The organism is Confluentibacter citreus (assembly GCF_002807055.1).
Lineage (GTDB): Bacteria > Bacteroidota > Bacteroidia > Flavobacteriales > Flavobacteriaceae > Confluentibacter > Confluentibacter citreus.
Genome location: NZ_NIXN01000005.1, coordinates 246,597 through 273,145 on the forward strand (window position 1 = coordinate 246,597; position 26,549 = coordinate 273,145).

Here is a 26,549-nt window from a genome sequence, read left to right on the forward strand (position 1 = left end):
TTTAAGAGTTTTTATCAATAATTTCTTTTGCCAAACTTAAGTAATTACTAGCGCCTTTACTAGCGGCATCGTAATTAATTATATTTTCACCATAGCTAGGAGCTTCGCTTAACCTTACGTTGCGTTGGATAATGGTTTGAAACACCATATTATTAAAGTGCTTTTGGACTTCTTCAACAACTTGGTTGGACAATCGTAAACGCGCATCGTACATGGTAAGTAACAACCCTTCAATATCCAATTCCGCATTATGGATTTTTTGAACACTTTTTATCGTATTTAATAATTTACCTAAACCTTCTAGTGCAAAATATTCACATTGTATGGGGATAATAACAGCATCTGCGGCAGTTAATGCATTAAGGGTTAATAAACCTAAGGAAGGAGCACAATCAATAATAATAAAATCATAATCGTTTTTAATCTCCTTCAATGCTTTTTTAAGCATGTATTCACGCTCCTCTTTATCAACAAGTTCAATCTCAATAGCCACTAAATCTATGTGTGACGGGATGATGTCTAAATTAGGAGTATTTGTTTTTATTATGGCTTCTCTGGCAGTACTTGAATGTTCTAAGAGTTGATAGGTACCTATTTCTATGGATTCAACGTCTATTCCTATTCCGGAAGTTGCATTTGCCTGAGGGTCAGCATCAATAAGTAACACTTTTTTTTCTAAAACACCAAGGGAAGCTGCTAAGTTAATAGATGTTGTTGTTTTTCCAACACCTCCTTTTTGGTTTGCAATTGCAATGATTTTACCCATCGAATGATTTGGTTTTATTAGCGGTAAAAATACGATTATTTATGAGGAATAAAAACCGAACTTATTAATATTAGATGAGTTTTTCAAAACGCTTAAATGATCATGCATTTTAACGGGATTATTAATACGGATAAAATGTAATAAAATTCATAATTTTTGTTTCAAATTAAGAATTTAAATTTTATATTTATAAAAATTAAAAAAATATTAAAATATGAAAAACATCAATCAAAATCTTAATGCTTTTGTGCTTTTTATGATGCTATTTGTGGCATCCATGACGTATGCGCAAATTAAAGAAACCGCCACTGTGGAAGGCATCACGGAATACAAACTTGAAAATGGTTTGAAAGTGCTTTTATTTCCTGATAATTCGTCACAAACCATAACCGTAAACATAACCTATTTAGTAGGATCGCGTCATGAAGGTTACGGAGAAAAAGGCATGGCTCATTTATTAGAGCATATGTTATTTAAAGGCTCCACCAACCATCCCGATATTCCAAACGAGTTAACAAAGTACGGATCAAGACCAAATGGAACGACTTGGTATGATAGAACAAACTATTATGAATCTTTTAATGCTACTGATGAAAATTTGGATTGGGCATTGGATTTGGAAGCCGATAGAATGGTGAATTCCTTTATAGCCAAAAAAGATTTGGAATCTGAATTTTCAGTAGTTAGAAATGAATTTGAAATGGGAGAGAATTCCCCATCCGGTGTATTAATGGATAAAGTAATTAGTGCGGCTTTTTTATGGCATAATTACGGAAATACTACTATTGGCAATCGTTCAGATATTGAACGTGTACCTATTGAAAACCTACAAGCTTTTTATAAAAAATATTATCGTCCAGATAATGCCATATTGATGGTTACCGGAAAGTTTGAAAAAGATAAAACCTTAGCTCTAATTGAAAAAAAGTTTTCTGGTATTAAAAACCCAGAAACTCCTTTAAGAGACATACCCACTGTAGAGCCCGCCCAAGACGGTGAAAAAAGAGTAACTCTTAGTCGTGTAGGGGATTTACAAATTGTATCGGCGCTTTATCATGTGCCGGCAGGATCACATGAGGATTATGCAGCAGTCGAAGTGCTACAGGAAATTTTAACAGATCAGCCTTCAGGCAGATTATATAAGGCGTTAATTGATGGAAAAAAAGCGGCTTCGGTTTGGTCTTTTTCACCATTTACAAAAGAACCATCTTTTTTATATTTTAATGTAGACGTGCCTTCGGACAAATCGTTGCAAGAGGCCGAGACCACTCTATTGTCTGTTTTAGATGGTTTTACTGAAACAGCTGTTACAGAAGAAGAGGTTAATAGAGCTAAAGCCAATTTATTAAAACAATACGATCAAATTAGTAGAAATTCTGCTTATTTAGGCACTTATATGAGTGAATTTATTGGTGCGGGGGATTGGAGACTTTCTTTTATTCTACGCGATAGGGTAGAAAGTATGACTGCTGATAAGGTTAATGAAGCCATTCAGCGCTATTTAATAAACACGAATAGAACCGTTGGGAATTTTATACCTAGTAAACAACCCATTCGTGTAGAGATTGAACATACCGAAGGATTGGAAGCTTTGGTTTCAAACTATAAAGGGAAAGAAGGTTATGGTGCTGGCGAAGCTTTTGATGTGTCTTATGAAAATATTCAAAATAGGTTAAATACAGGAACACTGTCCAAAACTCCAATAGAATATGGTTTTATAAAAAAAGATAACCGTGGTAAAACAGTTAATTTAAGATTCATGCTTAGAAATGGTGATGTAAACGACTTTATGGGGAAAGGTAAGGTTGCTAGTTATACATCACGAATGCTTAATAAAGGAACTCAAAGTAAAAGCAGACAAGACATTGAAGATAAATTGAGCGCTATTAAGTCATCCATTAATTTTTATGGTTCAAACGGTCGTGTTGCAGCAACGATTAGTACCACTGAAGAGCATTTAATGGAAGCATTGGATTTAATGACAGATATGCTGAAAAACCCTAAGTTTGATGAAGCAGAATTGGAAAAACTTAAAACCCAAGAGTTAGCTAGTATCGAAGCAAATAAAACAGAACCAAATTATTTGGCAAGCAAAAACCTAGCATTAATAAATCAAAAGTATGAAAGAGGCCATCCCCTTCATGTTAACACTATAGAAGAAGATATTGAAGATGTTCAGGCTCTTAACATTAAAGCTTTGCAGGATTATCATAGTGCATTTTATGGGCTTTCAAATAGTGCTACCTTGGTTGCTATTGGTAATATAGATGAACAGGCTTTACAAAATTATTTTGAAAAGGAATTTACGGATTTTAAATCCAATAAACCATATACACCGATAGTTGATAAATTTAGCCCTAATAAAGCTGTAAATGAAAAAATCAAGACACCAGACAAGAAAAATGCCATCAGTATAGGTCTTTTGCCTTTTGAAGGAAGTCAAGAAGATGAAGATTATGCAGCATTACAAATAGCCTCAGAAATTTTTGGGGGTGGAGTTTTAAGTTCAAGAATCACAACCCGTTTAAGACAACAAGATGGCATCAGTTATGGTGCTGGTGGACAATTGAGTGTAGATAGCGATAAAAATGGCAAAAATTCTTCCCTATTGGTATATGCAATTTATGCTCCAGAGAATGCAGCTAAAGTACAGGCTGGATTTAAAGAAGAAATTGACCGTTTCATAAAAGATGGGATTACAGAGGAAGAATTAAAAGTAGCTGTTACCAGTTGGGTGCAAGGCGCCAATGTTTCAAGAGCAAATGATGGTGAGCTTGAAGAAACTATTAATAATAACTTGTTTTACGATAGAGATATGATGTTTCATAAAGGTATTGAAGATAAAGTGACCAGCTTAACCGTTGAGGATGTGAATAAAGTGATAAAAAAATACTTTAAAACCCTTGATAAGTGGACGGTGGTTAATGCAGGTGATTTTGTTGAAGATGCCGATATAAAAAGCACGGATAAAAAAGTAGATTAGTTATTTTAAAAACATTTAAAAAAGCCAGATTAACATGTTAATCTGGCTTTTTTATTACTATTTATTTTGAATAATAAATTCAACTTTTGCCTAACCGCTTCATGGCTACCCATTGTTTTAGCATTTCCCGGGCTTCTTGGGCAGGGTATCCCAGAACTGTTTGGCCTGCAGCAACATCTCCCATAACACCAGAACCCGCACCTACGGTCGCTCCAGAATGTATGGTCGTATGGTCTTTTATGGAGGCACTTCCCCCAATAATCACGCCATCTCCCAAAGTTACAGAACCTGCTAAACCGCTATGCCCTGCCATGATGCAAGAACGTCCCATAACACTATTATGGGCTATTTGCACCAAATTATCTATTTTACATCCATCACCAACAATGGTTGAGCTAAACTTAGCACGATCCACACACGAGTTGGCACCTATCTCAACATAATGACCAATAATAACATTGCCTATTTGAGGTATTTTTGTAAGCCCTTGTCCGTCATCACTTGGGCGATATCCAAAACCATCCGCACCAATGCTTACATTGGTATGAAAAATACAGTGGTTTCCTATAATGCATCGTTCCCTAATAACAGTTCCAGACCAAACAATGGTAAAGTCACCAATATTGGTTTCATCAAACACACATACATTAGGATACAAAATAACGTTGTTTCCTAAAACTACATCCTTGCCTACATAGCAGTTAGCGCCTATTTTGCAACCATTACCTATGGTAGCGGATTTATGAATAACAGCTGTAGGGTGAATATCAACATCAAATTCTGGGGATTCCGGATTGAAAAGCTCCAATACTTTTGCCATTGCCAAATCGGCATTCTTGACTTTGATAATGGCACAGTTTTCCCTAGGCTCTAAAGTTAAGTTGTCATTTATAATAACAGCACAAGCTTTTGAGTCTGCCCAATGTTTTGTGTATTTTGTACTTCCTATAAAAGTAATTTGTGAGTTGGAGGCCTTTTTTAGTTCTTCAGGCCCCGTAATTTGTTGTTTGGTATGTCCAATTAATTCGCCTTTTAAAACGTCGTTAATTTCTTTAATGGTATAAGACTTCATAATTGGTATTCAGATTAGTTTGGTTAGATTGTGGTAAATCTAATGGAAATATTTGTAAAAATGCCTTTAACTAATCGTCAATTCTATTGTCGTCAAATGCTGAAGGCAATAATTTGGGAATGAATTTTATAACCAAAGGCAACAATAGCGCACCGCCCGGAAGCATAAATATAGCCAAACTTGGTATGGATTTAAAGATATCCAAAAGTTGTTCCTGTACTTTTTTTTGTTCTTTTGGAGTTAAATCCCTCATGGTAGATTGTGAGAGTAGTACCATTAATTCCTTACTGTTTTTTAACTCTTGGTACAACCGTTTACTGTTTCTTGTAATGAGTTTCATCACCATTTTGCTAGAGTTGTCGTAAAAACTATGAACGATGTTTTTTGAACTCAACAAGGCAATATCATTTTTATGTTTGGTGTAAAACTGATTGATGGCCAAAATAGATTCATTAATTCTGTTCGGTGTAATATGCAAATCCGTGCCAAGTTGAACAAGAAATTGCTGTTCTTTTTTGTCAATTTTTAAATCGCTCCAAGTGGCCATGCATGCTAAATCTAGAACGTAGTAGGTCTCAGTCGTGTTTCTTATATAACTGATGGCTTCAGGGTATTTTAAATGTGTATCATCTTGATACCGTAGTGAAGCATCAAAAAGCTTTATTAAGCTTTCATCGTAGTGGTTTTTATTTTTTTTTGAGTTTAATGCATTCAAGGAAATGAATGCGATAGACGCTTCTAGATTTTTAATGTGGGTTATTGAAATATTTTCCCGATTTAAATACTCTTGATAAGCCAACACATCAATGTATAACAACGCATTTATAATAAAATAGTTGAAGTTTTTTGTAATAACATTGGTGTCTATTTGAATTCGCTTGTTTATAATCTTTTCTAAAAGTTCATTGGAATTTTTAGTGCTTAGGAAATCCTTAAAAAATGATGTTTTATGTTCATTGATTATTTTGTAAAAATCTACAACAGTTTCAATAAAGGCTTTTTTTGAATTTGAATTGCCATGTATATATAAAAATGACAACAATAAATTGACTTTACAAAGTTCTTCTTCGGTTAGGTCGTTTTTACGAATGGTATTTGCAATCACTTCCACATTGCTGCCATATATAAAGCCGCATGTTCTTAAGGCATCGTAAAATTCAATATCGTTAAAACTTAAGAATGAATTGTTCTTATCAACGTCTTTGAGTAATTTTTTTATCCAACCATTAGCTGATGGATTCATGGCTTCATGTCTTTTGGCTGCAAAAGTAATGTTTTAGATGGGAAATTTGCAAATTTTCATTTTAACAAATTTTTAACAAAACCGATGTTTTCATTATTGCGTAGGTATGTGTGAGAATCGAAAATAACAAATAACAAAATCTCAAAAATCATGAAAAATTTAAAAAAAGTTTTAGGAATTGGAATTATAGCGATAGCTGGATTCTTAGTAGTGGTAGCGGCAGACCATATTGATGCCCCTGCAGTTCAAGGCGGTACTAGTGATATTACCGATTTTTATGCCTTTCAAGGTGAGAATACAAACAATTTGGTGTTTGTGGCAAACGTACAAGGCTTGTTAAGCCCTTCTGCAACTAGTAATACTTCGTTTAGTGAAAATGTTTTAATTGAATTTAACATTGACAACAATGGCGATTTTGTTGAAGATTTGGTAATTCAAGCCATTCCTCGTGATGGTAAAATGTATTTCTTTGGGCCTGTTGCTCCTTCACAAACGGGTCTTAATAGTACTATTGCTACCAACGCTGCTGTTGGTGGAGTCGTTGATATTACTACGGGTCCTAATGCTATTGTGTCTACAAATGCGGGAATGAACTTTTTTGCCGGCCCTAGAGACGACCCATTCTTTTTTGATTTTGCCCAATACTCTCAAATCATTGGAGGTATGGCAACAAGTTTCAACAACCCAGGATCCGATACGTTTGCAGGAACCAATGTAATGTCTGTTGTGGTTGAAGTACCAAAATCACTTATTGGTGGCTCAGGAACCATAAACACTTGGGTAGAATCAAAAACTAAATAATCAAAATAACCTTAAAGATTTAATATTATGAAAAATATAAAAATAGTAGCATTGGCTATAGCAGTTTCGTTAATGGCATTTAATTGCAATAATGATGATGATAATAAACTACCAACTGGCCCTGATTTTTCGGGAACCTATACACAAGCAGATCAAATGGGTAGACCAGCAGTTAACACGGTATTTGTGTCTTCGGGAAGTAAGGATATGTTCAACACAACCATACCTTCAGCTCAAAACGCAGCATTTCAAAGTATGTTTCAAACTAATTTAACAGCTTTAAGTCCTGCTTATGCAAATCCAGGAGATGAAAATGCATTAGGCTTAGATGCCGCTGCATTTACTGGCGTATTGGCCACAGATGTTTTAAATGTGTCGTTGGATGGAACCACCACATTTTTTGATGGAACCAATGTGCTAACGGGTCGTAACCTAAGTGATGATGTGATTACCGTAGAATTACTGCTCATTTTTGGTGGTGAAGATTTTACTGAAAATCCAACCCTGAGTGATGACCATGTAGATGCAAACGATAAACCTTTTTTGACCTCATTTCCATATTTAGCTGCTCCTTGGATGTAGTTTAAATAACATTTTAATCAGAGTATGCTCCCTACAGGCATACTCTGATATATTGCCTACAAAAACAAAACCTAATAAAACAATAATTATGAAACGTCTTTTTAACCTTATTATATGTGCTTTGTTACTAGTAATTAACAGTTGTAAGGAAGCCCCCAAAAAAATTACAGATTCAAAAGATTACAATGTGTACTTAGCACCTAATGAGAGCGAGATGTTGCAATTAACCCAAGAGGATTTCAAGTTTTGGGAAGAAAAGCTAGAAAAAGAACCTACACAGTTTCCTTATTTGGTTAAAGCTGCAGCATCTCAATCTCAATTATTTAAAGAAACTGGCCATATTGAAGCATTAATCCAAGCTGAACAAAAGTTAATTGAAGCCAATAAGAAAACAAATTATAACACACCTAGTTATTTAAGGGCTTTAGCTAGAAATTACATCTCTCAACATAAATTTAAAGAAGCCTTAACATTATTAAAAAAAGCTGAAATTATTGGCGAGGGTTTAATCGGAACACAAAAAATGCTTTTTGATGTGTGTCTGGAACTGGGCAATGTGGATAAGGCCAAAGTATATTTAGACAAAATTGAAAATTATAAGGATTTTGATTTTCTTATTCGTTTATCAAAGTGGAGCGACCATAATGGCGATTTAGATAAAGCTATTTTGTATTTAGAAAAAGCGACTGAAATGGTTGAGTCTTCTAAAGATAAATGGCTAATGCAATGGGCATATACCAATTTGGCTGATTTTTATGGACACAACGGACAAATTTCAGAGTCTTATGATTTCTATTTAAAAGCCTTAAAGTTAAACCCTAATGATGCCTATGCTAAAAAGGGCATTGCATGGATCGTGTATTCCCATGAACGTAACCCGAAAGAAGCATTACGAATTTTAGATTCCATCATGGTGCAACACAAGTCGCCCGATTATTTTTTGTTAAAAGCTGAAATAGCGGAGTATATGAACGATGATGATGCGAAACAAGATTATTTGGAGTCTTATTTTGCTGAGGTAAAAAATGACCATTATGGAGATATGTACAATACCTTCAATGCTATTATTTATACCGAAGACTTAAACAAGATTAAAGAAGCCACCGACTTAGCTTTAACAGAGATTAAAAACAGGCCTACACCACAATCATATGGTTTGTTGGCTTGGGCATATTTTAATTATGGCGACGCTAAAGAAGCACTACAGATCATGGAAGAACATGTGGCCAATAAAACCTATAGTCCAGAAACATTATTCCATTTAGCCCAAGTTTATAAAGCCAACGGAAAACTAAAAGAGGCCGATGCTCTAAAAGAAGAATTGTTAAAAAGCACATTTGAATTAGGCCCCTTAATGGAACAAAAAATCAATAATATTTAATAAAAATAGTTCCGATGAAAATTTTGAAGCAGCTGTTATGTGTTATGGTTTTGTTGGTTTCTTGTTTTACATTTTCGCAACAAATCAATGGTTTTATTGTCAATGAAACCAATCAACCACTAGAAGCAACATATATATATAATTTAAACTCTAAAAGCCATTCACATTCCTTGGAAAACGGATCGTTTATTCTTAATGATACCAAAGTAAATGACAGTTTGAAAATAGGCTTGTTAGGTTACGAAAACAAAACCATTCTCTTAGATTCGTTGGCTTTTAAAGCCAAGTTTAAAATTATATTACAAGAAAAAACATTTCAGTTAGATGAAATGGTCGTTACCGAGCAATTGGATGCATTGAGTTCCATTTCAAAATTAGATTTAAATACCAATCCTGTGAATTCTTCTCAAGAAGTTTTAAGAAAAGTTCCTGGGCTTATTATCGGGCAACATGCGGGTGGTGGTAAAGCAGAACAGCTTTTTTTAAGAGGTTTTGATATCGATCATGGTACCGATATTTCGATATCTGTAGATGGCATGCCAGTGAACATGGTTTCTCATGCCCATGGACAAGGGTATAGCGATTTGCATTTTTTAATTCCAGAAACAGTCAATAAAATTGATTTTGGTAAAGGTCCTTACTATGCGAAAGAAGGCGATTTTAATACTGCGGCCTATGTGGATTTTTCAACGAAAGATTATCTTAAAGAAAGTTCGGTGTCTTTTTCGGTAGGACAATTTAATTCATTACGAACTTTAGGGATGTTTAACCTTTTGGAAGATGTTAAAAATCAAAATGGTTATGTCGCCATAGAATATTTAGCAGGCGATGGCCCTTTTGAGTCACCCCAAAATTTCAATCGTCTCAATGTATTTGGTAAATATGTTATGTTTTCGCCCGAAAACGATAAACTCTCCATATCGGTTTCTCATTTTAAAAGCAGATGGGACGCTTCTGGGCAAATACCACAACGCGAAGTTGATAACGGCAATATTTCAAGGTTTGGAGCTATTGACGATACCGAAGGAGGAAACACGTCGCGTACCAATTTGAATATAGACTACAATAAATATGTAAGGGAGAATGCAACATTGAATACCAATGTGTTTTATTCCCATTACGATTTTGAGCTGTATTCTAATTTTACTTTCTTTTTAGAAGACCCTACGAATGGCGATCAAATTAAACAGAAGGAAGATAGGGACATTTTTGGTTTGAATTCGACTTTAACTTACGATACGTTTTTAGGAAAAACAGCTTTAAAGCTAACAAGTGGTTTGGGTTTTAGATACGATATGGCAAACGATACGGAACTTTCAAGAACGTTAAATAGAACAACGATTTTGCAAAATGTTCAATTGGGCGATATCAATCAAACGAATATGAGTGGTTTTGTAAATGCCGAATTTGAATTTGGAAAGCTTAAAGTAGCTCCTGCCTTACGATTGGATTATTTTAAATTTTTATACATTGATAAACTACAGGTAAGTTACAATCCTCAAGCTATAAGCAAAACAATTTTAAGTCCGAAGCTTAACTTTTTCTACGATGCCAAAAACAATTTACAACTGTACTTAAAATCGGGAATCGGCTTTCATTCTAACGACACTAGGGTTGTGGTCAATAATCTGGGTGAAGATATTCTACCAAAAGCTTATGGAGTGGATATTGGAAATATTTGGAAACCAACACCCCAACTATTTGTTAATACGGCTTTATGGTATTTATTTTTAGAACAAGAGTTTGTATATGTAGGTGATGCCGGTATTGTGGAACCTAGTGGAAAAACAGAACGTTATGGATTGGATTTTGGTTTGCGTTATCAATTCTTGGATTGGTTGTTTTTTGATACCGATGCGACGTTAACAAACGCAAGAAGTATTGAAGATCCAAAAGGACAAAATTACATTCCATTAGCACCAGATTTTACAATGGCTGGGGGCATTTCGGTTAACAATCTAGATGGTTTTTCTGGTGGCATTCGATATAGATTTATTGATGACAGACCGGCAAATGAAGATAATAGCATTGTTGCTAAAGGCTATTTTGTAACCGACTTTAATGCCAATTACAGGATTAAAAATGTGACATTAGGATTAACAATAGAGAATATATTTGATACAGAGTGGAATGAAACACAATTTGCTACAGAATCCCGACTTCAAAACGAAGCGCAATCGGTAGAGGAAATTCATTTTACGCCTGGCACACCTTTTTTTATAAAAGGCACCATTTCATATTCATTTTAAATAAGCTTATAAGGGTTTGACTATTAATTTGAGGGAATTAATACTGAGGTAGAAATTAAATTTGGAGAGTAACCTAAGTGTTGATTTTGGTTTTTTTTGTTAGGTGGAAAGTAGCCCGGTTAGAAATATAATCGGGCACTTTCTTTTTATTTTGTTTCCCACCCATCAATTAATTTTTCAATGTATATGGTGGAATCAATCTCGTGACTCGCATTATGTATCACATTCAAAGTAATATTTTCGTAATCTTTAGTAAAGAGTTCGGCACTTTTAAAAGGAACATTCACATCATTTTCACCATGCCACCAGTCTACATAAATATCTTTATTTATGGCAGCGTATAACGATTCAGATAAAATATACTTTAGGTCATTATAAGACGCTTTAATAAACATTTCCTCCGATTCCGTTCCTGCTTGTTTCGCAATTTGGTCTAAGTTTGGAAATTTCAAAACGGCATCCTTAAACCCATCATATCCCACTAAAACCTTAGTAAATAAATCTTTGGTAATGGCAACATCGGCAAATTCAAAATAGGTATCTTTAGAAACCATGCCACTAATCACTCCGCAATGTTTCAATTTAAATTTTGAAGCTAATAACATAGCAATAGGGCCACCGCCACTCGTTCCAATTATGGCATAATCATGTTCTTTTAAGCCGGCATTTTTAGCAAGTTCATACAGTAACGCTTCATTTGTTTCTGTATATTCTGTTCCCCCAAATCCAGGTCTGTTAAATGAAATGAAATTATATTTTTCTTTAAGACTATCAGGAATAAAGTTTAGTATGTCGGTAGTGGACGGCGTACCACCAACAATACAAATAGTTGGTTTTATATTAGAAGTTTCCTTTGTATTGGTTTTGCAGGAAACATTAATAAAAATTAAGCCAATTATTGCGAGATAAATAAATTTTAAAAAGCGAATCATGATTAAAAACTTAAATTAAGTATATGTTTTTAGAAACGATTAGTTAAGCTTTTTTGTTACATGGGATATATCATTTTCATGTAGATTTACTTAAATCACTAAAAAAAATTAACTACTTATGATATGTTATATGATTTCAAAATTGAAAGTCTACTTAAATAGTTATTGTCTTTTAAATGTATCATTAAAGAAAACCAGTTGGTATTTAATGGCATTCGCCCAATAATTCCAATTATGTGTTCCAGGTCTTTCTATATAATCGTGGGGAATATTTCTTTCTACTAACAAATCATGAAGACGTTTGTTGTCATCAAAAAAGAAATCGTCATAGCCACAATCTATAATGATTTTTAAATCGGCATCCAGTAAATAAACCAAATTGATGACACTATTTTTTTCCCAATTTTCTTTGTTCTCCGGATAGCTGCCTAAACGTTTTTTAATATCCCAGTTGTTTGGAAACGGACGAATATCAACCCCGCCACTCATGCTACCGGTAGCACCAAACACATCTTGATGTTTAAAAGCAAGATATAAACCACCATGTCCACCCATGCTTAATCCTGTAATGGCACGACCGTTTTTATTAGGTATGCTTTTATAATTTTTATCAACAGCTTCCACCAATTCTGTAGAAACGTAGGTTTCATATTTCATTGTATTATCAATAGGGCTATCAAAATACCAACTGGTAACGCCGCCATCAGGACAAACAATCATCATATTGAAATCGTTGGCATATTTTTTTATTAGAGGCACTTTAGAAATCCAATCTTTAAAATTTCCTCCTGCACCATGAAGCAAATACAAAACTGGTAAACGCTCACTATTGCTGGCATGATTATCAGGAGTAATTACCATATTTGGAATGTTTTTGTTCATGGATTTACTAAAAACCATCAAGGTGTCCACTTGAGATATTGCAGCGTTTATAAAAAATACATGGATGGTTAGTAATAGAAGTGTTGTTTTAAATTTTGTCATAATGGGTTGTTTTTAGTTTAGAAAGTCGCTTTAAATTTTCCTTATGGATGATATGTTAGTTTAATATTTGATTTTGTAGTTTAAGGACTAAGATAATTAAAAAATACAAACCTTAATGTTTGCAAACACAAAGCTTTGGAATCACGAAAAGACACGAGTAAAGCTAATATATGATTGTATTGAATAGTAGAATATTACCTTTTAGACACAACTATTTTTTTGAATTTATAACCATAAGTATTGGTTATTAGGTTGTTAAATATTTTGAATGGTTATTCTTCTTTTTTCTTTTAGTGCTTTAAAATGTGAAGGCGTTAACCCTGTTGCCTTTTTAAACTGTGATGATAGGTGCGCCACGCTGCTATAATTTAGTTTATTTGCAATTTCTGAAAAGGTATCTTCTCCAAAAATAATCAACTCCTTAATGCGCTCAATTTTTAACGCAATAATGTATTGTTCAATAGTTGTGGCTTCAACTTCTGAAAAGAAATTGGCTAAATACGTATAACTATGATTTAATTCTTGGCTCAATAAAACAGAGAACTTGACATTTGACCTGCTACCTGAATTATTAACATAATCAATCATGACTTTTCTGATTTTTTCTATAAGTACCCCTTGCTTTTTTTCTAACAATTCCATCCCAGCTTTTTTGATTTGGCTATTCAGTTTCCTCTTGTCATCATCAGAAACGTCTTCCTTAGTTTCTATTTCACCTAATTCAACTTTAGCCGGCGATATGCCAAGTTCATCTAAAGCATCTTTAACAAAAAGTTTGCAGCTTTCGCAAGCCATATTTTTAACATAGATTTTCATGAATTATTTCTTTTGATGGTTTTTGTGCTATAGCTTGGGCTAACACAGGGCTAATTAATTGCGTATAAAATTATGTTGTTATACCAATTGCGGCTTTCAGACTGGGTTTTTCGCTACGAAAGACGAAGTTATGAAAATAAAATGCTCTTTAACTAAAAAACAACCAAATGCTTTTATCATGGGTGTTTCTTTTTATGATTTTATATCAGTTAATGTACTTTGTCCAAAGCCAATCAGGCTGTTATTACAAAAATTCTGTAACAATTAGAAAAAGTTATGCAACACGTGTAACGAAGTAAAGAGATATATTTACCCCTTATATTTTTACTTAAAACCGGGTATTGGTATAACAACTTTAAATAGGGATTATACACGCAAAATGGATAAAATTATTAAAAAATACTATGTACCAGCTACAGAATTTTATAGCCAAATAATAGATAGTTTACAAGACTATGCCATTTTTACCGTAGATGTAGAATTAAACGTGAATAGTTGGAATTCGGGTGCTACCAAAATATTTCAATATACTACTGAAGAGATTATAGGGAAACCTTTTAGTATTATTTTTACAGAAGAGGATAAAACAAACGGTGTTCCAAATCTGGAAATTGAAATCGCTTTAAAAGCAGGAAGATCCAATGATATACGTTGGCATTTATGTAAAGATGGTAGTATATTTTATGCCGATGGCCTAGTATTTCCATTAAAAAATGAAGAAGGCGTGGTAATAGGCTATGTGAAAATATTACGCGATATCACTGCAAGAAAAGCATCAGAAGATGCCATAAAAAAATACGCGCAAGAGCTTAAGGATCTTAACACGCACAAAGAAAATGTACTTGCCATTTTATCGCACGATTTAAGAAGTCCGCTAGCAGGTATTATCCAAGGGGCTGAATATCTGAAATTAAATTATGATACCATCGAACCCGATGTAGCCAAAGATTTGCTAGAAGAATTTCACAAGGCAGCGGTTAATGAATTAAATATGTTGGATTATTTAGTAGAATGGGCACGAATTAAATATGCGGCCGACGTATTTGTTCCCGCTAAAATAGACCTTCTACAGTATGTGAAACAAGTTTTTGAATCATTAAAAGAAACCGCAGCCATTAATGCCATTAATTTCCATAACGACATAGAAGAAAATAGCAGCGTATTTGCTGATGAAAAAATGCTCGTATCCATTCTACAGAATATAGTATCGAATGCCATAAAACATTCGCATAAGGGTGGAAAAGTGACTGTGTCTGCTAAAAAAAGTGAGGACATGATCATTATAGAAATAAATGACACAGGTAAAGGGATGTCTAAAGACATTAAAGATTCGCTTTTTACACCTCAGGTAAAATCGCTTTCCAAATCAGTAGAAGAAAACAAGGGCGCGGGCATAGGTCTCTTATTGGTTAAAGGATTTTTAGAAAAAAATGGTGGGCATATTTGGGTAGAAAGTAAAGAAGGTAATGGGTCGTCTTTTTATTTTACATTGCCAATTAATAAACCTTTAGATAAGATAGATGTTTTTGAAAAGCCCCAGGCTATTCCAAGTATATAAAAAACAGTCTAAATGGTGTTCGTTTGAAGGTTCGAGAAGTTGTAAAACAGAGCGTTTTTTATTAGATGATTCCTGTATTTTGTTTATCTAATTCTTTAGCAATGCTTTTTAACATGGTTGGCACAATGCGTTTATGGAAAGGTCGAACAGGTAAAAAATAGAGTCGCCCAAACCAATTATTAAACTCTACGGCAGTTGAAACGGTTAGTTCTTTGTAATATGTTTTGTTAGTTTGTTCTTTAAGAAATAATGACACTCTAAAATTTAAATGTTTATCGTCTTCCCCTAAAATTACTTCATTCTCTGTTTTAGTAAACACTTTAAATAGTCCCAGTCGCTCACCTGGCTCACATTTAAAGTTTTCAAGTTGTCTCTCTCTATCGGTAAGGTTACCCGCAGTTTTTAACCCAAATAAGGACGCGATTCTATTTCTCATTGCAAATAAATGCCCAATCCATTTTGGCCCGCTTGAAAAAAAAGCCTTACCTACGTCACCGGAAGTAAATTTGTTATTAGCGTCATTAATAATGCCTTGAAAACTGTCAACATAATGGTATTTTTTATGAGAAGCATTCAGTACCGAGTCATTTGGAATTATCGTTTTAATTACTTTCATTTTCAGTTGGTTTGTATTTTTTCCTAGAATGCACGCAAGAGCTACCTGTTTTTTCAAACTAAAATACTGTTGTGGCAAATTTAACGTTCATTAAATCCGAAGCAAAAAATTTTTTCTATCAAAATATATCCCTTCATATAAATGCGTTGTTGAGACTGCTTTGTATAATAATTGTTTGAGCATATTAAAATCATTGGGCTTGGTAATGAAAATATTTGCTCCATGGCCCAAGGTGTCTTCTATATCTTTTTCACTGTTTGATGTTGAATAAATGGCTATGGTAATATCCCGTAATTTTTTATTGCTTCTTATTTCTTTCAAACATGCCACCCCATTTTTAATAGGCATGTTAAGGTCGAGAAAAATGAGATGGGGCAGGAGGGCCTTTTTTTTAGTAAGATAAGCCATCAATTCCATACCATTATTCACGGTTTCAACAATGGGTTTTATTTCTAATTCTTCCAGAGCTTGTTTAAATATAAGTCTGTCGCCTTCATCATCATCAGCTAATAAAATATGGAATCGTTTGTAGTTCATTGTGAGTCATTTTGTAGTAAAGTAGGAATATAAATGTCAAATGTAGTTCCTTTATTCACTTCGCTTGTCGCGGTAATGATACCGTCATGGTTGTCAACTATTTTTTTTACGATAGCAAGACCTATGCCCGTACCAGCGTATTCTTCTTTGCCGTGAAGCTTTTGGAAGACTTCAAATATTTTTTTGCTGAATTCTTTTTCAAAGCCAATACCGTTGTCGATAATACTAATGTGGCAGTATTCTTTTTGCAAAGGAAGGTTTGCCGCATTTTCTTTACTGAATTTTATATTGCGGCTCTCTATGGTTATGTGGGGCGGTGTCTTTGGGTTTGAAAATTTAAGCGCATTGCTTATAAGATTGTGCATGAGTTGGCGAAACTGGAAAGGAATAATATAGACTTCGCAGATTTCCTTCAATTCTATCACAGCGTGTTTTTCTGCAATGGCTTCTTTAAATTCTATTAATACATCTTCTATGATGATGTTCAGATCTGTATTTTCAAATGTCCGCTCCTCAGCACTTATACGAGAAAAGGCAAGTAAATCCTGAATAAGTTGTCGCATTCTTTCTGCTGCTTGTTGCATCAATTGGAAATAATTTTTCCCCTTGTCAGATAAATTTTCCTTTTCGTTTTCTAAAATAATCCCTGCAAAGGTTTTTAATTTTCTAAGTGGCTCTTGTAAATCGTGACTTGATACATACGTGAATGCCTCAAGTTCTTTATTCATGTTCACAAGTTCTTGATTTTTATGTTCGAGCAATTCATTGGCTTCCTTTAGTTCTTGTGTTCTTTCGGTAACCGCTTGTTCTAATCTTGATTTTTCAGTTTTACGTTCATTAATTTCTTTCTTGAGCAATTCTTTTTCTCGTAATTCTTTTTCTGCAATTAGGCGTCTTACTTCCGTAATATCAGCAATAATAAGAAGGATTAATTGTTCGCGATGTGTTTTTTGGATGATACGGCTGGCATTGAGCGACATTATTTTTTCGCCTAAGTCCAAGAAGGTGTGTTTAACTTCGTAATTATATAAAGGTGAATTTTTGGGAATGATGTCTTCAAGTAATTCACGCAATGCTGGAATGTCCCATTGTTTGTTACCTAAATCATATAAAAGGATGCCTTCGGTTTGTTCTTCTGTAACGCCAAATTTTTCGTAGAATGCTTTATTGGCCGATTTTACACGAAGGTCTTTTCCTAAAATAAGCATGGGTTCATGCATGGTGGAAACGATAGCATTGGAATATTCATACGATTCATTAAGCAGGTCATTGCGTGTTTGCAATTCCTGATTCGTGGTGGTGAGTTCTTCGTTGGCAGATTCTATTTCTTCTTTTGAGGTTTCCAGTTCTTCATTCAAGGTTTGCAATTCTTCGTTGCTCGAAACTACTTCTTCATGGGCACTCTGCAGTTCTTCAGTAAATGCTTCTTGCTCTTGTGCGATAGAAAGCGCATCACTATGTGCTATTTCTAATTCCTGTTCTAATTTTTTTATTCTCCTGTCTTTTGCAGGCGAATTATTTCCTCCGCTGTTTGCTAACTGCGAATAAATTTCGGTCGGTTCCTGTTCGGTAAAAAGAATAAGTAATAAGGGTTCTTGCCATTCTATATTAAGTGGAACGATTTCTAAACTTATAATTTTTACTGTCGAATTGATTTTCAATTCAATGCCGCTTTTACGAAATTTTTGTTCCGTTTTAATGACTTTTGAAATGGCATTACGCAATTCAAAAGCAATTTCGGGTCGTGCCATTTTTAAAATATTAAAAGTGGCACGGCCTTTTGGGTGCGTGAGAAATACATCGGTTATGCCGCGAAACTGAATGATTTCCATTTGGTGATTAATAACCACACTGGCAGGCATAAATTCGGCAACAAGCACGGCATCAATAGCTTGGTCCAGCCCATGTTGCTTTATAACGGTATGTTGCTGTGTGACATTGCGCTGAACTAATGGCACATTTTTTTTGGTTACCGTTTGATGGGTCAAGCGCTGTGAAAGTTCGGGTAGCCGCTGTGGGCCTGAATTTATTTTGCGTGAAAATATTTTATACTTTTTATTGGTAATGGTAAAAAGATTCGATGAGTGACTGATGTTCTCAGATTTGCCAAGCATTAAAAATCCGTTGCTATTTAAAGCATAATGAAACGTATTTACTGCTTTTTTTTGAGCAACTGTATCTAAGTAAATAAAGAGGTTGCAACAACTTATAAAATCAAGACGGGAAAAAGGCGGATCGCGTAAAATATTATGCGGTGCGAACACACACATATCGCGTAGGGACTTATTCACACGGAAACTACCATCTGCTTTTGTGAAAAAACGTTGGACACGTTTTGGTGAAACGGTTTCTAATTCCTCCTTGGTGTAAACACCTACACGGGCTTTGCCTATGGCACCTTCACTAAGGTCGGTTGCGAAAATCTGGACAGGTATGTTGGTGTCTAGGCTTTCTTGGACCTCAAGCAACATGATGGCCATGGAATAGGCTTCTTGGCCCGTTGCACATGCTGGTATCCATATACGTAACGAATCTCCCAAATTTTTACTTTTCAGCAATTTTGGAAAAAGACTTTCTTTTAAATATCTGTGGGTGTCGGTGTCTCGGAAAAAACTGGTAACGTTAATAAGCAAATCCTGAAAAAGAATATCTATCTCCTCGTTTTTTTGGCTAAGCAGTTTAGCGTAGTCTTTGAGGTTCTCTATTTTATACAACAACATTCTACGAATGATGCGCCTTTTGATGGTGTTCATTTTATAAGCACTGAAATCAACACCTGTGGCTTTATGTAATTGGTTGAGAATGATTTTTAAATCAGGGTCGCTGTTGTCAATTAAATCCTCGCTATTGGTTTTTGTACTAGCTTTTACAAGTGGATGCTTGCTCAGTCGGGCCAATTCGAGTGCAATGTCCTTGGGCGATAAAATAAAGTCAATCACACCAGCTGAAATCGCAGAACGGGGCATGCTCGTAAATTTAGCCGTGTCGTCTTGTGCAAAAGTTAACCCGCCCTCGTGCTTAATGTCTTTAATGCCAATGGTTCCATCGCTGGCACTACCTGAAAGCACAATACCGATAACCCGTTCTTTTTGTGCATGGGCAAGAGATGAGAAAAGTATATCGATAGTAATGGCAGTACTGAGCTCTGATCGGGGAATTAATTTTATGTGGCCGTCCGTTACTTCAATACCTTTATTGTATGGAATGACAAATACATTATTGGGTTTAATTTTATCCATGTCATCAATCTCCTGAACTTTCATTTCCGTCTTATTCGATAAAATTTCAGTCAGCATACTTTTGTGGTCGGGACTAAGATGCTGTACGTAAATGAAAGCCATGCCCGTGTTGGATGGTAGATGTTGTAATAACTCTATCATCGCTTCCAAACCTCCTGCTGATGCACCAATGGCGACTACTCGAAAGGAATTTTCTTTTACTTCCTTTTTTGCAGGCGATTTTTTTTTGATTGGAGTGGCTTTCATGTCATAAAATTTTAGCGTTTAAGCTTTTAAGTAAAAATTTTTCTTTTGGTGGTTGTGCACTGTTTTTTTGTAATATGAGTAAGAGCGCCTCTTGAATAATTCGTTTTAGTTCAGAAAACTCAGCAGGTTTGCAAATGTAATACTGTGCTCCGTTTTTGTAAAGTAGGTCGGCAACGCTCTGCTCATATGATGTAGAGAAAATAATTATAGGAAGTGATTTTAGTTTGTTGTTACTTTTTATTTCTTCTAAACACACAAAACCATTTTTACGTGGCATATTGAGGTCGAGAAAAAGAACGTCGAAAACGTCTTTTGAATTTCCATGCCTACCGGTAGGCAGGTTTGCGAGCAGTTGCATGAGCTGTTCACCATCATGAACCAATGTAAGTGTGGTTTGGAGTTTCAATTCTTCCAATGCTTCTTTAAACAAGAGACAATCGTCTTTGTCGTCATCGGCAAGAAGTATGTTGATATGTATAGAAGCCATATTGTGAAGGTAGTCATATTAGCTTGGTATAACTACTACTAAAGCAATTATATTTAATAAATGCTATTATGAATCAATATATGATGCTATGTACGGGTCATTAATTTTTATATTATTTTTTGAAAATAATGACTTACAAGGTTTATCCGAAATTTACATAACATGCCGTGCTGCATTGTCAATGCTAGGGTTTTTAGTTTAATTCATATATTTTGTTAAGATGTTTTTCAAACTCTGTCTTGTCAATTTTGTGGTTTGTTTTCATTTTATCAATTAACTCAATGTTTTTGTCCGATAGTTTTTTGGTTATTATATCAGGAGAAGTTGTTATGCTGTTTTCTTTTACTATTCTATTAAAATCCTCTACAAATTTATTGTTGGCAATTATTTTTAATTCTTGAATTTCCCGGTAACTATTGTACAAATCCCTAGACCTCACTTTCATCTCAAAAGCCATATTGCTTATTGTGACAAGATGTGTTTTGTTTACTGCTGAATTTGCTTTTAATGCCTCTATTTTGTTGGAGATTTGAATGGTTATTTCTCGTGTGGTAAGATTAGTGTCTAAAGTAAAGGCTGGATCCATTTTTCTAAGAGGTGTTTCAAGTCCAAAACAAAACTCCCTTAATTCAATTCCCAAAATTCCAACGTCCGTCCGTATGTTTTGTAGTCTCATAAGATATTCGTTATCAAGTTTGGCCATGTGGTCGTAAAAGGATATAATCTGGTTTAATTCGTTCAATATTTGGGTTTGGGAATTTTTTATTTCTGTAAGTAATGTGTTTTTATACTCGTTTTTAATCTCTTTTGGGTCTAAAGCACTCAAAACTAAGCCTGAAGTTGTTCCAATGATGCTTTTTATAGTGGAAGCAAATGGTATTATTCCAGTGACATCATTTACGATTGGATTATCTAAAACAGAGGTAACGGTACTTAAAATATTGGATACTTTGGACTGAGTTTCATTCTTTTTACTTCCATCTTTCATGACTTTATCGATCAAGTCTTTATAATTTTTTGATAATGCCACTTGTAATTTATCAGAAAGTTTAAACCCTAGAGAACCAGATTGCGGATTGATGATTTTTCTAAATTCTACTGCTAATTCCTCGCTTGTTAGTTTTTCATCCAGTTGGCTGTATTTGTCACCATAAAACTTAATATAATGATGAAAATTTTCGAGGATTTCTTTATTTCTTGTGATGTTTTGTTTTTGAAATTCTTCTTTTTCTATATCAGTTATTTTAAGTTTTTGTTCAACATTGTCAGCCCTACTTGTTAAATCACTGTATTTACTGTCCAGTTCCTTGCTTACGTTTTCTACTTTTGAATTAACAGAAGTAGAACTATTTTCAAAAGTGGTTTGTGTCAAATCAAGTTGGATCTTTAAAGAATTGTATAGCTTCGTTAGTGCTTCTAACTTGGCATTTAGTTCCATAATTGTATTGTCACTTTTTGGTTCGTTTTGTCCGAATACTGAAAAGTATAAGAGCAACATCCATGTTAGAGATGCCATTTTTTTTGTCATTTTAGTAGTTTTTAAGTTGAGTTATCCCCTAATATCTTATACAACGAGTTTGTACATGATTCCGTTGTGTAAATAAAAACAAAAGATATGTAAAAAAGAAACAAATTAAGGGAAGGGGAAAATTTTCCGTAGCATAAGTGCAAAGCGAACTAGCATTCAAAATTATCAATTCAGTATTCATTTTTTATTGAATAAACAGATTTCAAAGGTTGTTGGCAACTCGCAGGGGACCAGGTTCTCTTCACAACGAGAAAACGAAAAGAAGTACAACCGTTAGCGTTTTTATAAAAAAAACCTTAAACAAGTGTTTAAGGTTTTCATGGAATAATAGGTTGTAATTTCTAATTGAAATGTTCCGTAATGAATACAGCAAGATTTTCGTCGCTCATTTTATTGGAAGTGCTTTCACTTGAAACCACATTTTTGTATTGTGGGGTTTCGGCTAAAAATTTCATAAACTGCTCTTGAATTTGGCCAGTGCCGGTTATATGGATTTCATCAATATTGGGCATAATGCTGGCAATATCTTTGAAGAATTTTTGCGTTAAACCAATTTCGTGATTGTTTGAAGTTTTCTCATTAGAATTATTGTCTGGTCCCGCGTTTTCAACGTGTCCAAGAACAATAAATTCCCCAGTATCAATATCTTCTTTTCCTATGATTGTTGCATTGCGTGAGTCCATCCAAACCCCAAACAGCTTTTTGTTATTATTTGACATACTTTTATTTTTACTTAAAGGTAACCCCTCTTAAAGTAAAATATTGAATTTTGTGTTAATATTGTGATTAGTGGTTATTTGGCCTAATTATAGAAAATATTTAATTGGCGTTCACAACACCGCCAGAGCCTATAATATCCAGATTTAATTCTGGATTAGCTTGATAGAATACTTTTCCGCTGCCTTAATATCTGCTTTTAAATTTCCGTAACAATTTACTTCGAGATGTCCTGCGCCAATATTTTCCATATCACCATCTTTAAATGTAAAATCGGAAGCCGGCAAACCCGTAACAACCTTTGTGTTAGCTAAAACTAGCAATTTTTTATACAAGGTGCTAGGCCACGTTTTTGTTTGCGTAGTGTTTTATTTCGTTCAGCTCAGATTCTTTCGATTCTTTTTCCTCTTCAATATCATAATCGTCTTGAAGTCCAAGCCAGAATTTTGCAGAATTTCCAAAATATTTACTCAATCGCAATGCTGTGTCTGCGGTAATTCGGCGATTTCCTTTTATGATTTCCGAAATCCGAGTTTGCGGAATTTTCAAGTCTTTGGAAAGTCGGTATGCGGTGATTTCCAAAGGCTCAAGAAATTCATAATTCAAGATTTCTCCAGGATGTACATTTGCTAACTTTTCCATTTTATATTTTTTTAATGATAATCAATTATTTCCACTTCGCTTGCGTTTCCTTTGTCCCAAATAAAGATAATTCGCCATTGGTTATTAATCCGAATACTATAAAATTCGTTCAGTTTTCCAGTCAATTTTTCCAGTCGGTTTGAGGGTGGAATTCTTAAATCCGAAATATCTTGCGAGTTGTTTAACATTCTCAATTTCCGACGCCCAATGTTCTGAATTTCAATCGGCATTTTCTTAACTCGAATTCCGTTCCAAATCTGTTCGGTCTCTTTCGAGCCAAAGGAAATAATCATATATTCGTCTTACGTTACTAACGTCAAAGATAAGTAAAATATTTTTATTTATAACGGATTTCATCTTGGACGTGTTCGTGTATGGAAAGTTGCGTGTTTGTGGGCGAGGATTTTCCGAAGGACACGAGCGCAGCGAACTGGCGTAAGGAAAATCGGAAGCCAGCAAACGGGCAACCAACTTTGATTTAGCTAAAACTAGCAATTTTTTATACACGGTGTTACCACACGTTTTTATTTTCAATTTCGTAATGATATGGATTTTCAGTATCCATTTCTCCACTATGATAAATTAAAAACTCCGCTTTATTTTTGTCAAATTCAACGGTTTCTATTTTATTAATTCCTGTCAAGCATGGTTTGTCATAAATCAATTCTTTGTCAAATATCAATAATTTTGATTTAGTCAACCTTATTATTTCTCCACATCCTAAAAATCCTTCCCGACTAACTATAATATTTACATCCTTATTTATTTCGTAACGACCTAAAACATTTATAAAAAAATGAAAATAAATACTTAGTAAGAAGAAAGGCATTAAAAGTATAATTCGGAATATTTTTCTTTTTGTGTTTTTTACTATTCCAAAATAGCAAAGGCTGGCAATTATTAAAATCAGCCCGATGATAGAGTTTGTGTAAAGTCCTTTAAGTTTAAGTCCGATAAATGATAGTATCGTTATGATTAAAAATATAACCAATGTAAAAATTAATATTCGTGTGATTAATTTTTCCGTCTGAGGAAATTCTTTTTTTGTCAACTCTGGAATTAAGTTGATGCCAATAATAATTACTATTAATATTAAAATTGCAGTCATTTTCTCAAATGTGTGGTAACGTGTTCGTGTATGGAAAGTTGCGTGTTTGTGGGCGAGGATTTTCCGAAGGAAAATCGGAAGCTGGCAAACACGCAACCAACTTTGTGCCAGCTAAAACTAGCAATTTTTTATACACGGTGTTAGCTACCGTTTTTATTTCTCTTTTTGATTTTTTATAATTCTTATTATTATAATTCCAAGTGTAAATAAACAAATACTTATCATCCACAACCAATAACCTAATTTGTATTCGGTTATCAGTGAATAAGTCGGAGCCTCACTAGAAACAATTTTATCAAAAAACAAAAAAGCGAAAGAAATAATTGATGCTAAAACTCCGCTTACAATTGCAATTTTTTCTGATTTTATAACAAAAAGCCAAGATATTAAAATAAGAGGATTTGCAAACCAGGTTAAAGCACTTCCTCCGCCAATTATTGCTCCCAACCAACCAATAAAGATAATTCCAATTGGGTTAGACCAAGCATCATAATCAGTTCTGTCAATATAAAAAGCAGGTTGAGTTAAGGAAACAATAAATATTACGATACTTGCAATTAATATGATTTTTTTTTGTTTTTTCAATTGGAGTTCGTTTTTTTTAAATGGTAGCTAACGTGTTCGTGTATGGAAAGTTGCGTGTTTGAGGGCTAGGATTTTCCGAAGGAAAATCGGAAGCCAGCAAACGAGCAACCAACTTTGTGTTAACTAAAACTAGCAATTTTTTATACACGGTGTTACCTTGCGTTTTTTCTCCTGTTTTTATTTGTAGGATTCTTAATTCCGTGTACTTTATAAAAATCTGCTGTTAAATTAGCAAATGGTAAATAATTTCCAATATTTTCAAGGTCGTAAAAACTTTTTCCACTTGAGTATTCAATAAACTTCATCAATAATTTGAATTCCGTATCTCTTGGGTTTTGCGTTTCTGAATAAAAAATATAAGTGTCTTTTAGGCAATCCAATAATTTCATCCAATATCCTCCAGTATGAGGTCCTTTTTGTCCAAGTTTATGTGAGTAAAATTGTCCGACTCTTTTCTGAATTGGATTTGTTTTTGAAGAAGATTGTCCGATGTAAAGTATATTTTCGTTAGGGTTCCAAAATTCGTTCAAATGATTTGTAAATTCGTTAATTCCGTCAGACTCCTTTCCATTAATCTTTAATTCAGTCGCTTCTTTAGTCCACGATGAAAAGGCGTCTGGACAAATTCCAAATTTTGGATTTTTCGCAATTATTGTAAATGGGTCGCTCGTTTGTGCAATTATATAAACTCCATTGAATTTAGCTTCAAACTTTTCATTCCACTTTATCGCTTTTGAATAGTTTAAATTAAATTCTGAAAAAAGTTGATTTATTGATACTGCCATTGGTTTTGTTCAAATGCAAGGTAACGTGTTCGTGTATGGAAAGTTGCGTGTTTGGGGGCGAGGATTTTCCGAAGGAAAATCGGAAGCCGGCAAACAAGCAACCAACTTTGTGCCAGCTAAAACTAGCAATTTTTTATACACGGTGTTAGCCACTGTTTTTTTATATTTAATTACTTTTTTATAAAATGCAATTCGGCCGTAAATTCAATGTCCTCAATTCCGTCCATATGTTCAATTATTACAGCTTTCAGTTCAGATTCGGTTAATTTATTCAAGTTCATATCTTTTAATTTATAACCTGAATTTGTTATTTTGATTGTATTTGTTTCTTTATTCAATTCAAAGGTTCCGTCGAACTTACTAAGTAGTGAGTCATTCAAATTGTATGTTCTATGTTGATAAGTTCCGTTTTCAAAAAATGAAATTTCACGAATCCTATTTGATTCATACATGTCACTCGATTCGGTTTCAATCCAAGTTCCAGTTAATTGATTTAAATTAATTTTATTAGAACAGGATGCAAATACAATTGCGATGGTCAGTAAATATATTCTCTTCATTTCTTTAATTGTGGCTAACGTGTTCGTGTATGGAAAGTTGCGTGTTTGTGGGCGAGGATTTTCCGAAGGAAAATCGGAAGCCGGCAAACAAGCACCCAACTTTGTGTTAACTAAAACTAGCAATTTTTTATA

24 protein-coding genes and 2 pseudogenes are annotated in these 26,549 nt (G+C 34.2%); 7 read left to right on the forward strand and 19 right to left on the reverse strand.

Annotated features, from left to right (window positions below; genetic code table 11):
- Nucleotide 1 precedes the first annotated feature (1 nt).
- Nucleotides 2-766, reverse strand: a complete 765-nt coding sequence (locus CDH49_RS11485; protein ID WP_100615668.1) for a ParA family protein — start codon at nucleotides 764-766, stop codon at nucleotides 2-4.
- Between the two features lie 214 nt (nucleotides 767-980).
- Between CDH49_RS11485 and CDH49_RS11490 the strand changes: the two genes are divergently transcribed.
- On the forward strand, nucleotides 981-3,749 hold the full coding sequence (locus CDH49_RS11490) for a M16 family metallopeptidase (protein WP_100615669.1): 2,769 nt from the start codon (nucleotides 981-983) through the stop codon (nucleotides 3,747-3,749).
- A gap of 79 nt (nucleotides 3,750-3,828) precedes the next feature.
- Here the strand turns inward: CDH49_RS11490 and lpxD are convergent, their stop codons facing one another.
- Nucleotides 3,829-4,821: a UDP-3-O-(3-hydroxymyristoyl)glucosamine N-acyltransferase gene (gene lpxD / locus CDH49_RS11495; RefSeq protein ID WP_100615670.1), complete on the reverse strand. Its 993-nt coding sequence runs from the start codon at nucleotides 4,819-4,821 to the stop codon at nucleotides 3,829-3,831.
- A 70-nt stretch (nucleotides 4,822-4,891) separates the two neighbouring features.
- Nucleotides 4,892-6,064: an LETM1-related biofilm-associated protein gene (locus CDH49_RS11500; protein ID WP_100615671.1), complete on the reverse strand. Its 1,173-nt coding sequence runs from the start codon at nucleotides 6,062-6,064 to the stop codon at nucleotides 4,892-4,894.
- Between the two features lie 150 nt (nucleotides 6,065-6,214).
- Here CDH49_RS11500 and CDH49_RS15825 point away from each other — a divergent pair.
- The 4 genes and pseudogenes from CDH49_RS15825 to CDH49_RS11520 form a co-directional block, all read left to right on the forward strand.
- Nucleotides 6,215-6,442 (forward strand): annotated as a pseudogene (locus CDH49_RS15825) (DUF4331 family protein); the annotation flags it as partial.
- Between the two features lie 81 nt (nucleotides 6,443-6,523).
- Nucleotides 6,524-7,447, forward strand: a pseudogene (locus CDH49_RS11510) (DUF4331 family protein).
- Nucleotides 7,448-7,535: 88 nt separating this feature from the next.
- Nucleotides 7,536-8,828: a tetratricopeptide repeat protein gene (locus CDH49_RS11515; protein WP_193434731.1), complete on the forward strand. Its 1,293-nt coding sequence runs from the start codon at nucleotides 7,536-7,538 to the stop codon at nucleotides 8,826-8,828.
- A 14-nt stretch (nucleotides 8,829-8,842) separates the two neighbouring features.
- Nucleotides 8,843-11,077 (forward strand): TonB-dependent receptor, encoded by a 2,235-nt coding sequence (locus CDH49_RS11520; RefSeq protein ID WP_193434732.1) that lies wholly within the window; start codon nucleotides 8,843-8,845, stop codon nucleotides 11,075-11,077.
- A 146-nt stretch (nucleotides 11,078-11,223) separates the two neighbouring features.
- On the opposite strand, the gene CDH49_RS11525 is transcribed toward CDH49_RS11520, so the two are convergent.
- From CDH49_RS11525 to CDH49_RS11535, 3 genes are all read right to left on the reverse strand, one after another.
- Nucleotides 11,224-12,009: an alpha/beta fold hydrolase gene (locus CDH49_RS11525; protein WP_100615674.1), complete on the reverse strand. Its 786-nt coding sequence runs from the start codon at nucleotides 12,007-12,009 to the stop codon at nucleotides 11,224-11,226.
- 162 nt (nucleotides 12,010-12,171) lie between these two features.
- Nucleotides 12,172-12,993 carry an alpha/beta hydrolase gene (locus tag CDH49_RS11530; RefSeq protein WP_100615675.1) on the reverse strand — a complete coding sequence of 274 codons (822 nt, stop codon included), beginning with the start codon at nucleotides 12,991-12,993 and terminating at the stop codon, nucleotides 12,172-12,174.
- Nucleotides 12,994-13,248: 255 nt separating this feature from the next.
- On the reverse strand, nucleotides 13,249-13,809 hold the full coding sequence (locus CDH49_RS11535; protein WP_100615676.1) for a helix-turn-helix domain-containing protein: 561 nt from the start codon (nucleotides 13,807-13,809) through the stop codon (nucleotides 13,249-13,251).
- A gap of 379 nt (nucleotides 13,810-14,188) precedes the next feature.
- On the opposite strand from CDH49_RS11535, the gene CDH49_RS11540 reads away from it, so the two are divergent.
- Nucleotides 14,189-15,367 carry a PAS domain-containing sensor histidine kinase gene (locus CDH49_RS11540; protein WP_100615677.1) on the forward strand — a complete coding sequence of 393 codons (1,179 nt, stop codon included), beginning with the start codon at nucleotides 14,189-14,191 and terminating at the stop codon, nucleotides 15,365-15,367.
- 61 nt (nucleotides 15,368-15,428) lie between these two features.
- Here CDH49_RS11540 and CDH49_RS11545 read toward each other — a convergent pair whose 3' ends face one another.
- The 3 genes from CDH49_RS11545 to CDH49_RS11555 form a co-directional block, all read right to left on the reverse strand.
- Entirely contained in the window at nucleotides 15,429-15,983 is a 555-nt protein-coding gene (locus CDH49_RS11545; RefSeq protein ID WP_100615704.1) for a DUF2867 domain-containing protein, read from the reverse strand.
- A gap of 90 nt (nucleotides 15,984-16,073) precedes the next feature.
- Nucleotides 16,074-16,520, reverse strand: coding sequence for a response regulator (locus tag CDH49_RS11550; RefSeq protein ID WP_100615678.1), 447 nt, complete (start codon nucleotides 16,518-16,520; stop codon nucleotides 16,074-16,076).
- On the reverse strand, nucleotides 16,517-19,900 hold the full coding sequence (locus CDH49_RS11555) for a CheR family methyltransferase (RefSeq protein ID WP_239970650.1): 3,384 nt from the start codon (nucleotides 19,898-19,900) through the stop codon (nucleotides 16,517-16,519). Before CDH49_RS11555 ends, CDH49_RS11550 begins: the two co-directional genes overlap by 4 nt.
- Here CDH49_RS11555 and CDH49_RS15830 point away from each other — a divergent pair.
- Nucleotides 19,851-20,012, forward strand: coding sequence for a hypothetical protein (locus CDH49_RS15830; RefSeq protein ID WP_239970651.1), 162 nt, complete (start codon nucleotides 19,851-19,853; stop codon nucleotides 20,010-20,012). The genes CDH49_RS11555 and CDH49_RS15830 overlap by 50 nt on opposite strands.
- Here the strand turns inward: CDH49_RS15830 and CDH49_RS11560 are convergent.
- The 10 genes from CDH49_RS11560 to CDH49_RS11605 form a co-directional block, all read right to left on the reverse strand.
- Nucleotides 20,007-20,492, reverse strand: coding sequence for a response regulator (locus CDH49_RS11560; protein WP_100615680.1), 486 nt, complete (start codon nucleotides 20,490-20,492; stop codon nucleotides 20,007-20,009). The genes CDH49_RS15830 and CDH49_RS11560 overlap by 6 nt on opposite strands.
- A 193-nt stretch (nucleotides 20,493-20,685) precedes the next feature.
- Nucleotides 20,686-22,020, reverse strand: a complete 1,335-nt coding sequence (locus CDH49_RS11565) for a hypothetical protein (protein WP_100615681.1) — start codon at nucleotides 22,018-22,020, stop codon at nucleotides 20,686-20,688.
- Between the two features lie 341 nt (nucleotides 22,021-22,361).
- Nucleotides 22,362-22,739 (reverse strand): hypothetical protein, encoded by a 378-nt coding sequence (locus CDH49_RS11570; protein ID WP_100615682.1) that lies wholly within the window; start codon nucleotides 22,737-22,739, stop codon nucleotides 22,362-22,364.
- A gap of 144 nt (nucleotides 22,740-22,883) precedes the next feature.
- Nucleotides 22,884-23,060, reverse strand: a complete 177-nt coding sequence (locus CDH49_RS11575; protein ID WP_157805305.1) for a hypothetical protein — start codon at nucleotides 23,058-23,060, stop codon at nucleotides 22,884-22,886.
- Between the two features lie 16 nt (nucleotides 23,061-23,076).
- Nucleotides 23,077-23,379 (reverse strand): HigA family addiction module antitoxin, encoded by a 303-nt coding sequence (locus CDH49_RS11580; protein ID WP_100615684.1) that lies wholly within the window; start codon nucleotides 23,377-23,379, stop codon nucleotides 23,077-23,079.
- Between the two features lie 11 nt (nucleotides 23,380-23,390).
- Nucleotides 23,391-23,672 (reverse strand): type II toxin-antitoxin system RelE/ParE family toxin, encoded by a 282-nt coding sequence (locus CDH49_RS11585; protein WP_100615685.1) that lies wholly within the window; start codon nucleotides 23,670-23,672, stop codon nucleotides 23,391-23,393.
- A 218-nt stretch (nucleotides 23,673-23,890) separates the two neighbouring features.
- Complete coding sequence (locus CDH49_RS11590; RefSeq protein ID WP_100615686.1) at nucleotides 23,891-24,487, reverse strand: hypothetical protein; 597 nt, start codon at nucleotides 24,485-24,487, stop codon at nucleotides 23,891-23,893.
- A gap of 153 nt (nucleotides 24,488-24,640) precedes the next feature.
- Entirely contained in the window at nucleotides 24,641-25,072 is a 432-nt protein-coding gene (locus tag CDH49_RS11595; RefSeq protein ID WP_100615687.1) for a hypothetical protein, read from the reverse strand.
- A 152-nt stretch (nucleotides 25,073-25,224) separates the two neighbouring features.
- Nucleotides 25,225-25,857 (reverse strand): hypothetical protein, encoded by a 633-nt coding sequence (locus tag CDH49_RS11600; RefSeq protein ID WP_100615688.1) that lies wholly within the window; start codon nucleotides 25,855-25,857, stop codon nucleotides 25,225-25,227.
- 170 nt (nucleotides 25,858-26,027) lie between these two features.
- Nucleotides 26,028-26,549: lipocalin family protein (locus tag CDH49_RS11605; protein WP_204524823.1), on the reverse strand; the 522-nt coding region annotated here is incomplete at its 5' end.

Bases quoted from the DNA above. Each gene is read 5' to 3' on its own strand.
- CDH49_RS11560 (WP_100615680.1), bottom strand. From the start codon at position 20,492: ATGGCTTCTATACATATCAACATACTTCTTGCCGATGACGACAAAGAC.
- CDH49_RS11520 (WP_193434732.1), top strand. From the start codon at position 8,843: ATGAAAATTTTGAAGCAGCTGTTATGTGTTATGGTTTTGTTGGTTTCT.
- CDH49_RS11540 (WP_100615677.1), top strand. From the start codon at position 14,189: ATGGATAAAATTATTAAAAAATACTATGTACCAGCTACAGAATTTTAT.
- CDH49_RS11525 (WP_100615674.1), bottom strand. From the start codon at position 12,009: ATGATTCGCTTTTTAAAATTTATTTATCTCGCAATAATTGGCTTAATT.
- CDH49_RS11580 (WP_100615684.1), bottom strand. From the start codon at position 23,379: ATGGAAAAGTTAGCAAATGTACATCCTGGAGAAATCTTGAATTATGAA.
- CDH49_RS11535 (WP_100615676.1), bottom strand. From the start codon at position 13,809: ATGAAAATCTATGTTAAAAATATGGCTTGCGAAAGCTGCAAACTTTTT.
- lpxD (WP_100615670.1), bottom strand. From the start codon at position 4,821: ATGAAGTCTTATACCATTAAAGAAATTAACGACGTTTTAAAAGGCGAA.
- CDH49_RS11565 (WP_100615681.1), bottom strand. From the start codon at position 22,020: ATGACAAAAAAAATGGCATCTCTAACATGGATGTTGCTCTTATACTTT.
- CDH49_RS11485 (WP_100615668.1), bottom strand. From the start codon at position 766: ATGGGTAAAATCATTGCAATTGCAAACCAAAAAGGAGGTGTTGGAAAA.
- CDH49_RS11490 (WP_100615669.1), top strand. From the start codon at position 981: ATGAAAAACATCAATCAAAATCTTAATGCTTTTGTGCTTTTTATGATG.
- CDH49_RS11500 (WP_100615671.1), bottom strand. From the start codon at position 6,064: ATGAATCCATCAGCTAATGGTTGGATAAAAAAATTACTCAAAGACGTT.
- CDH49_RS11550 (WP_100615678.1), bottom strand. From the start codon at position 16,520: ATGAACTACAAACGATTCCATATTTTATTAGCTGATGATGATGAAGGC.
- CDH49_RS11555 (WP_239970650.1), bottom strand. From the start codon at position 19,900: ATGATAGAGTTATTACAACATCTACCATCCAACACGGGCATGGCTTTC.
- CDH49_RS11515 (WP_193434731.1), top strand. From the start codon at position 7,536: ATGAAACGTCTTTTTAACCTTATTATATGTGCTTTGTTACTAGTAATT.
- CDH49_RS15830 (WP_239970651.1), top strand. From the start codon at position 19,851: ATGAAAGCCATGCCCGTGTTGGATGGTAGATGTTGTAATAACTCTATC.
- CDH49_RS11530 (WP_100615675.1), bottom strand. From the start codon at position 12,993: ATGACAAAATTTAAAACAACACTTCTATTACTAACCATCCATGTATTT.
- CDH49_RS11570 (WP_100615682.1), bottom strand. From the start codon at position 22,739: ATGTCAAATAATAACAAAAAGCTGTTTGGGGTTTGGATGGACTCACGC.
- CDH49_RS11585 (WP_100615685.1), bottom strand. From the start codon at position 23,672: ATGATTATTTCCTTTGGCTCGAAAGAGACCGAACAGATTTGGAACGGA.
- CDH49_RS11600 (WP_100615688.1), bottom strand. From the start codon at position 25,857: ATGGCAGTATCAATAAATCAACTTTTTTCAGAATTTAATTTAAACTAT.
- CDH49_RS11545 (WP_100615704.1), bottom strand. From the start codon at position 15,983: ATGAAAGTAATTAAAACGATAATTCCAAATGACTCGGTACTGAATGCT.
- CDH49_RS11590 (WP_100615686.1), bottom strand. From the start codon at position 24,487: ATGACTGCAATTTTAATATTAATAGTAATTATTATTGGCATCAACTTA.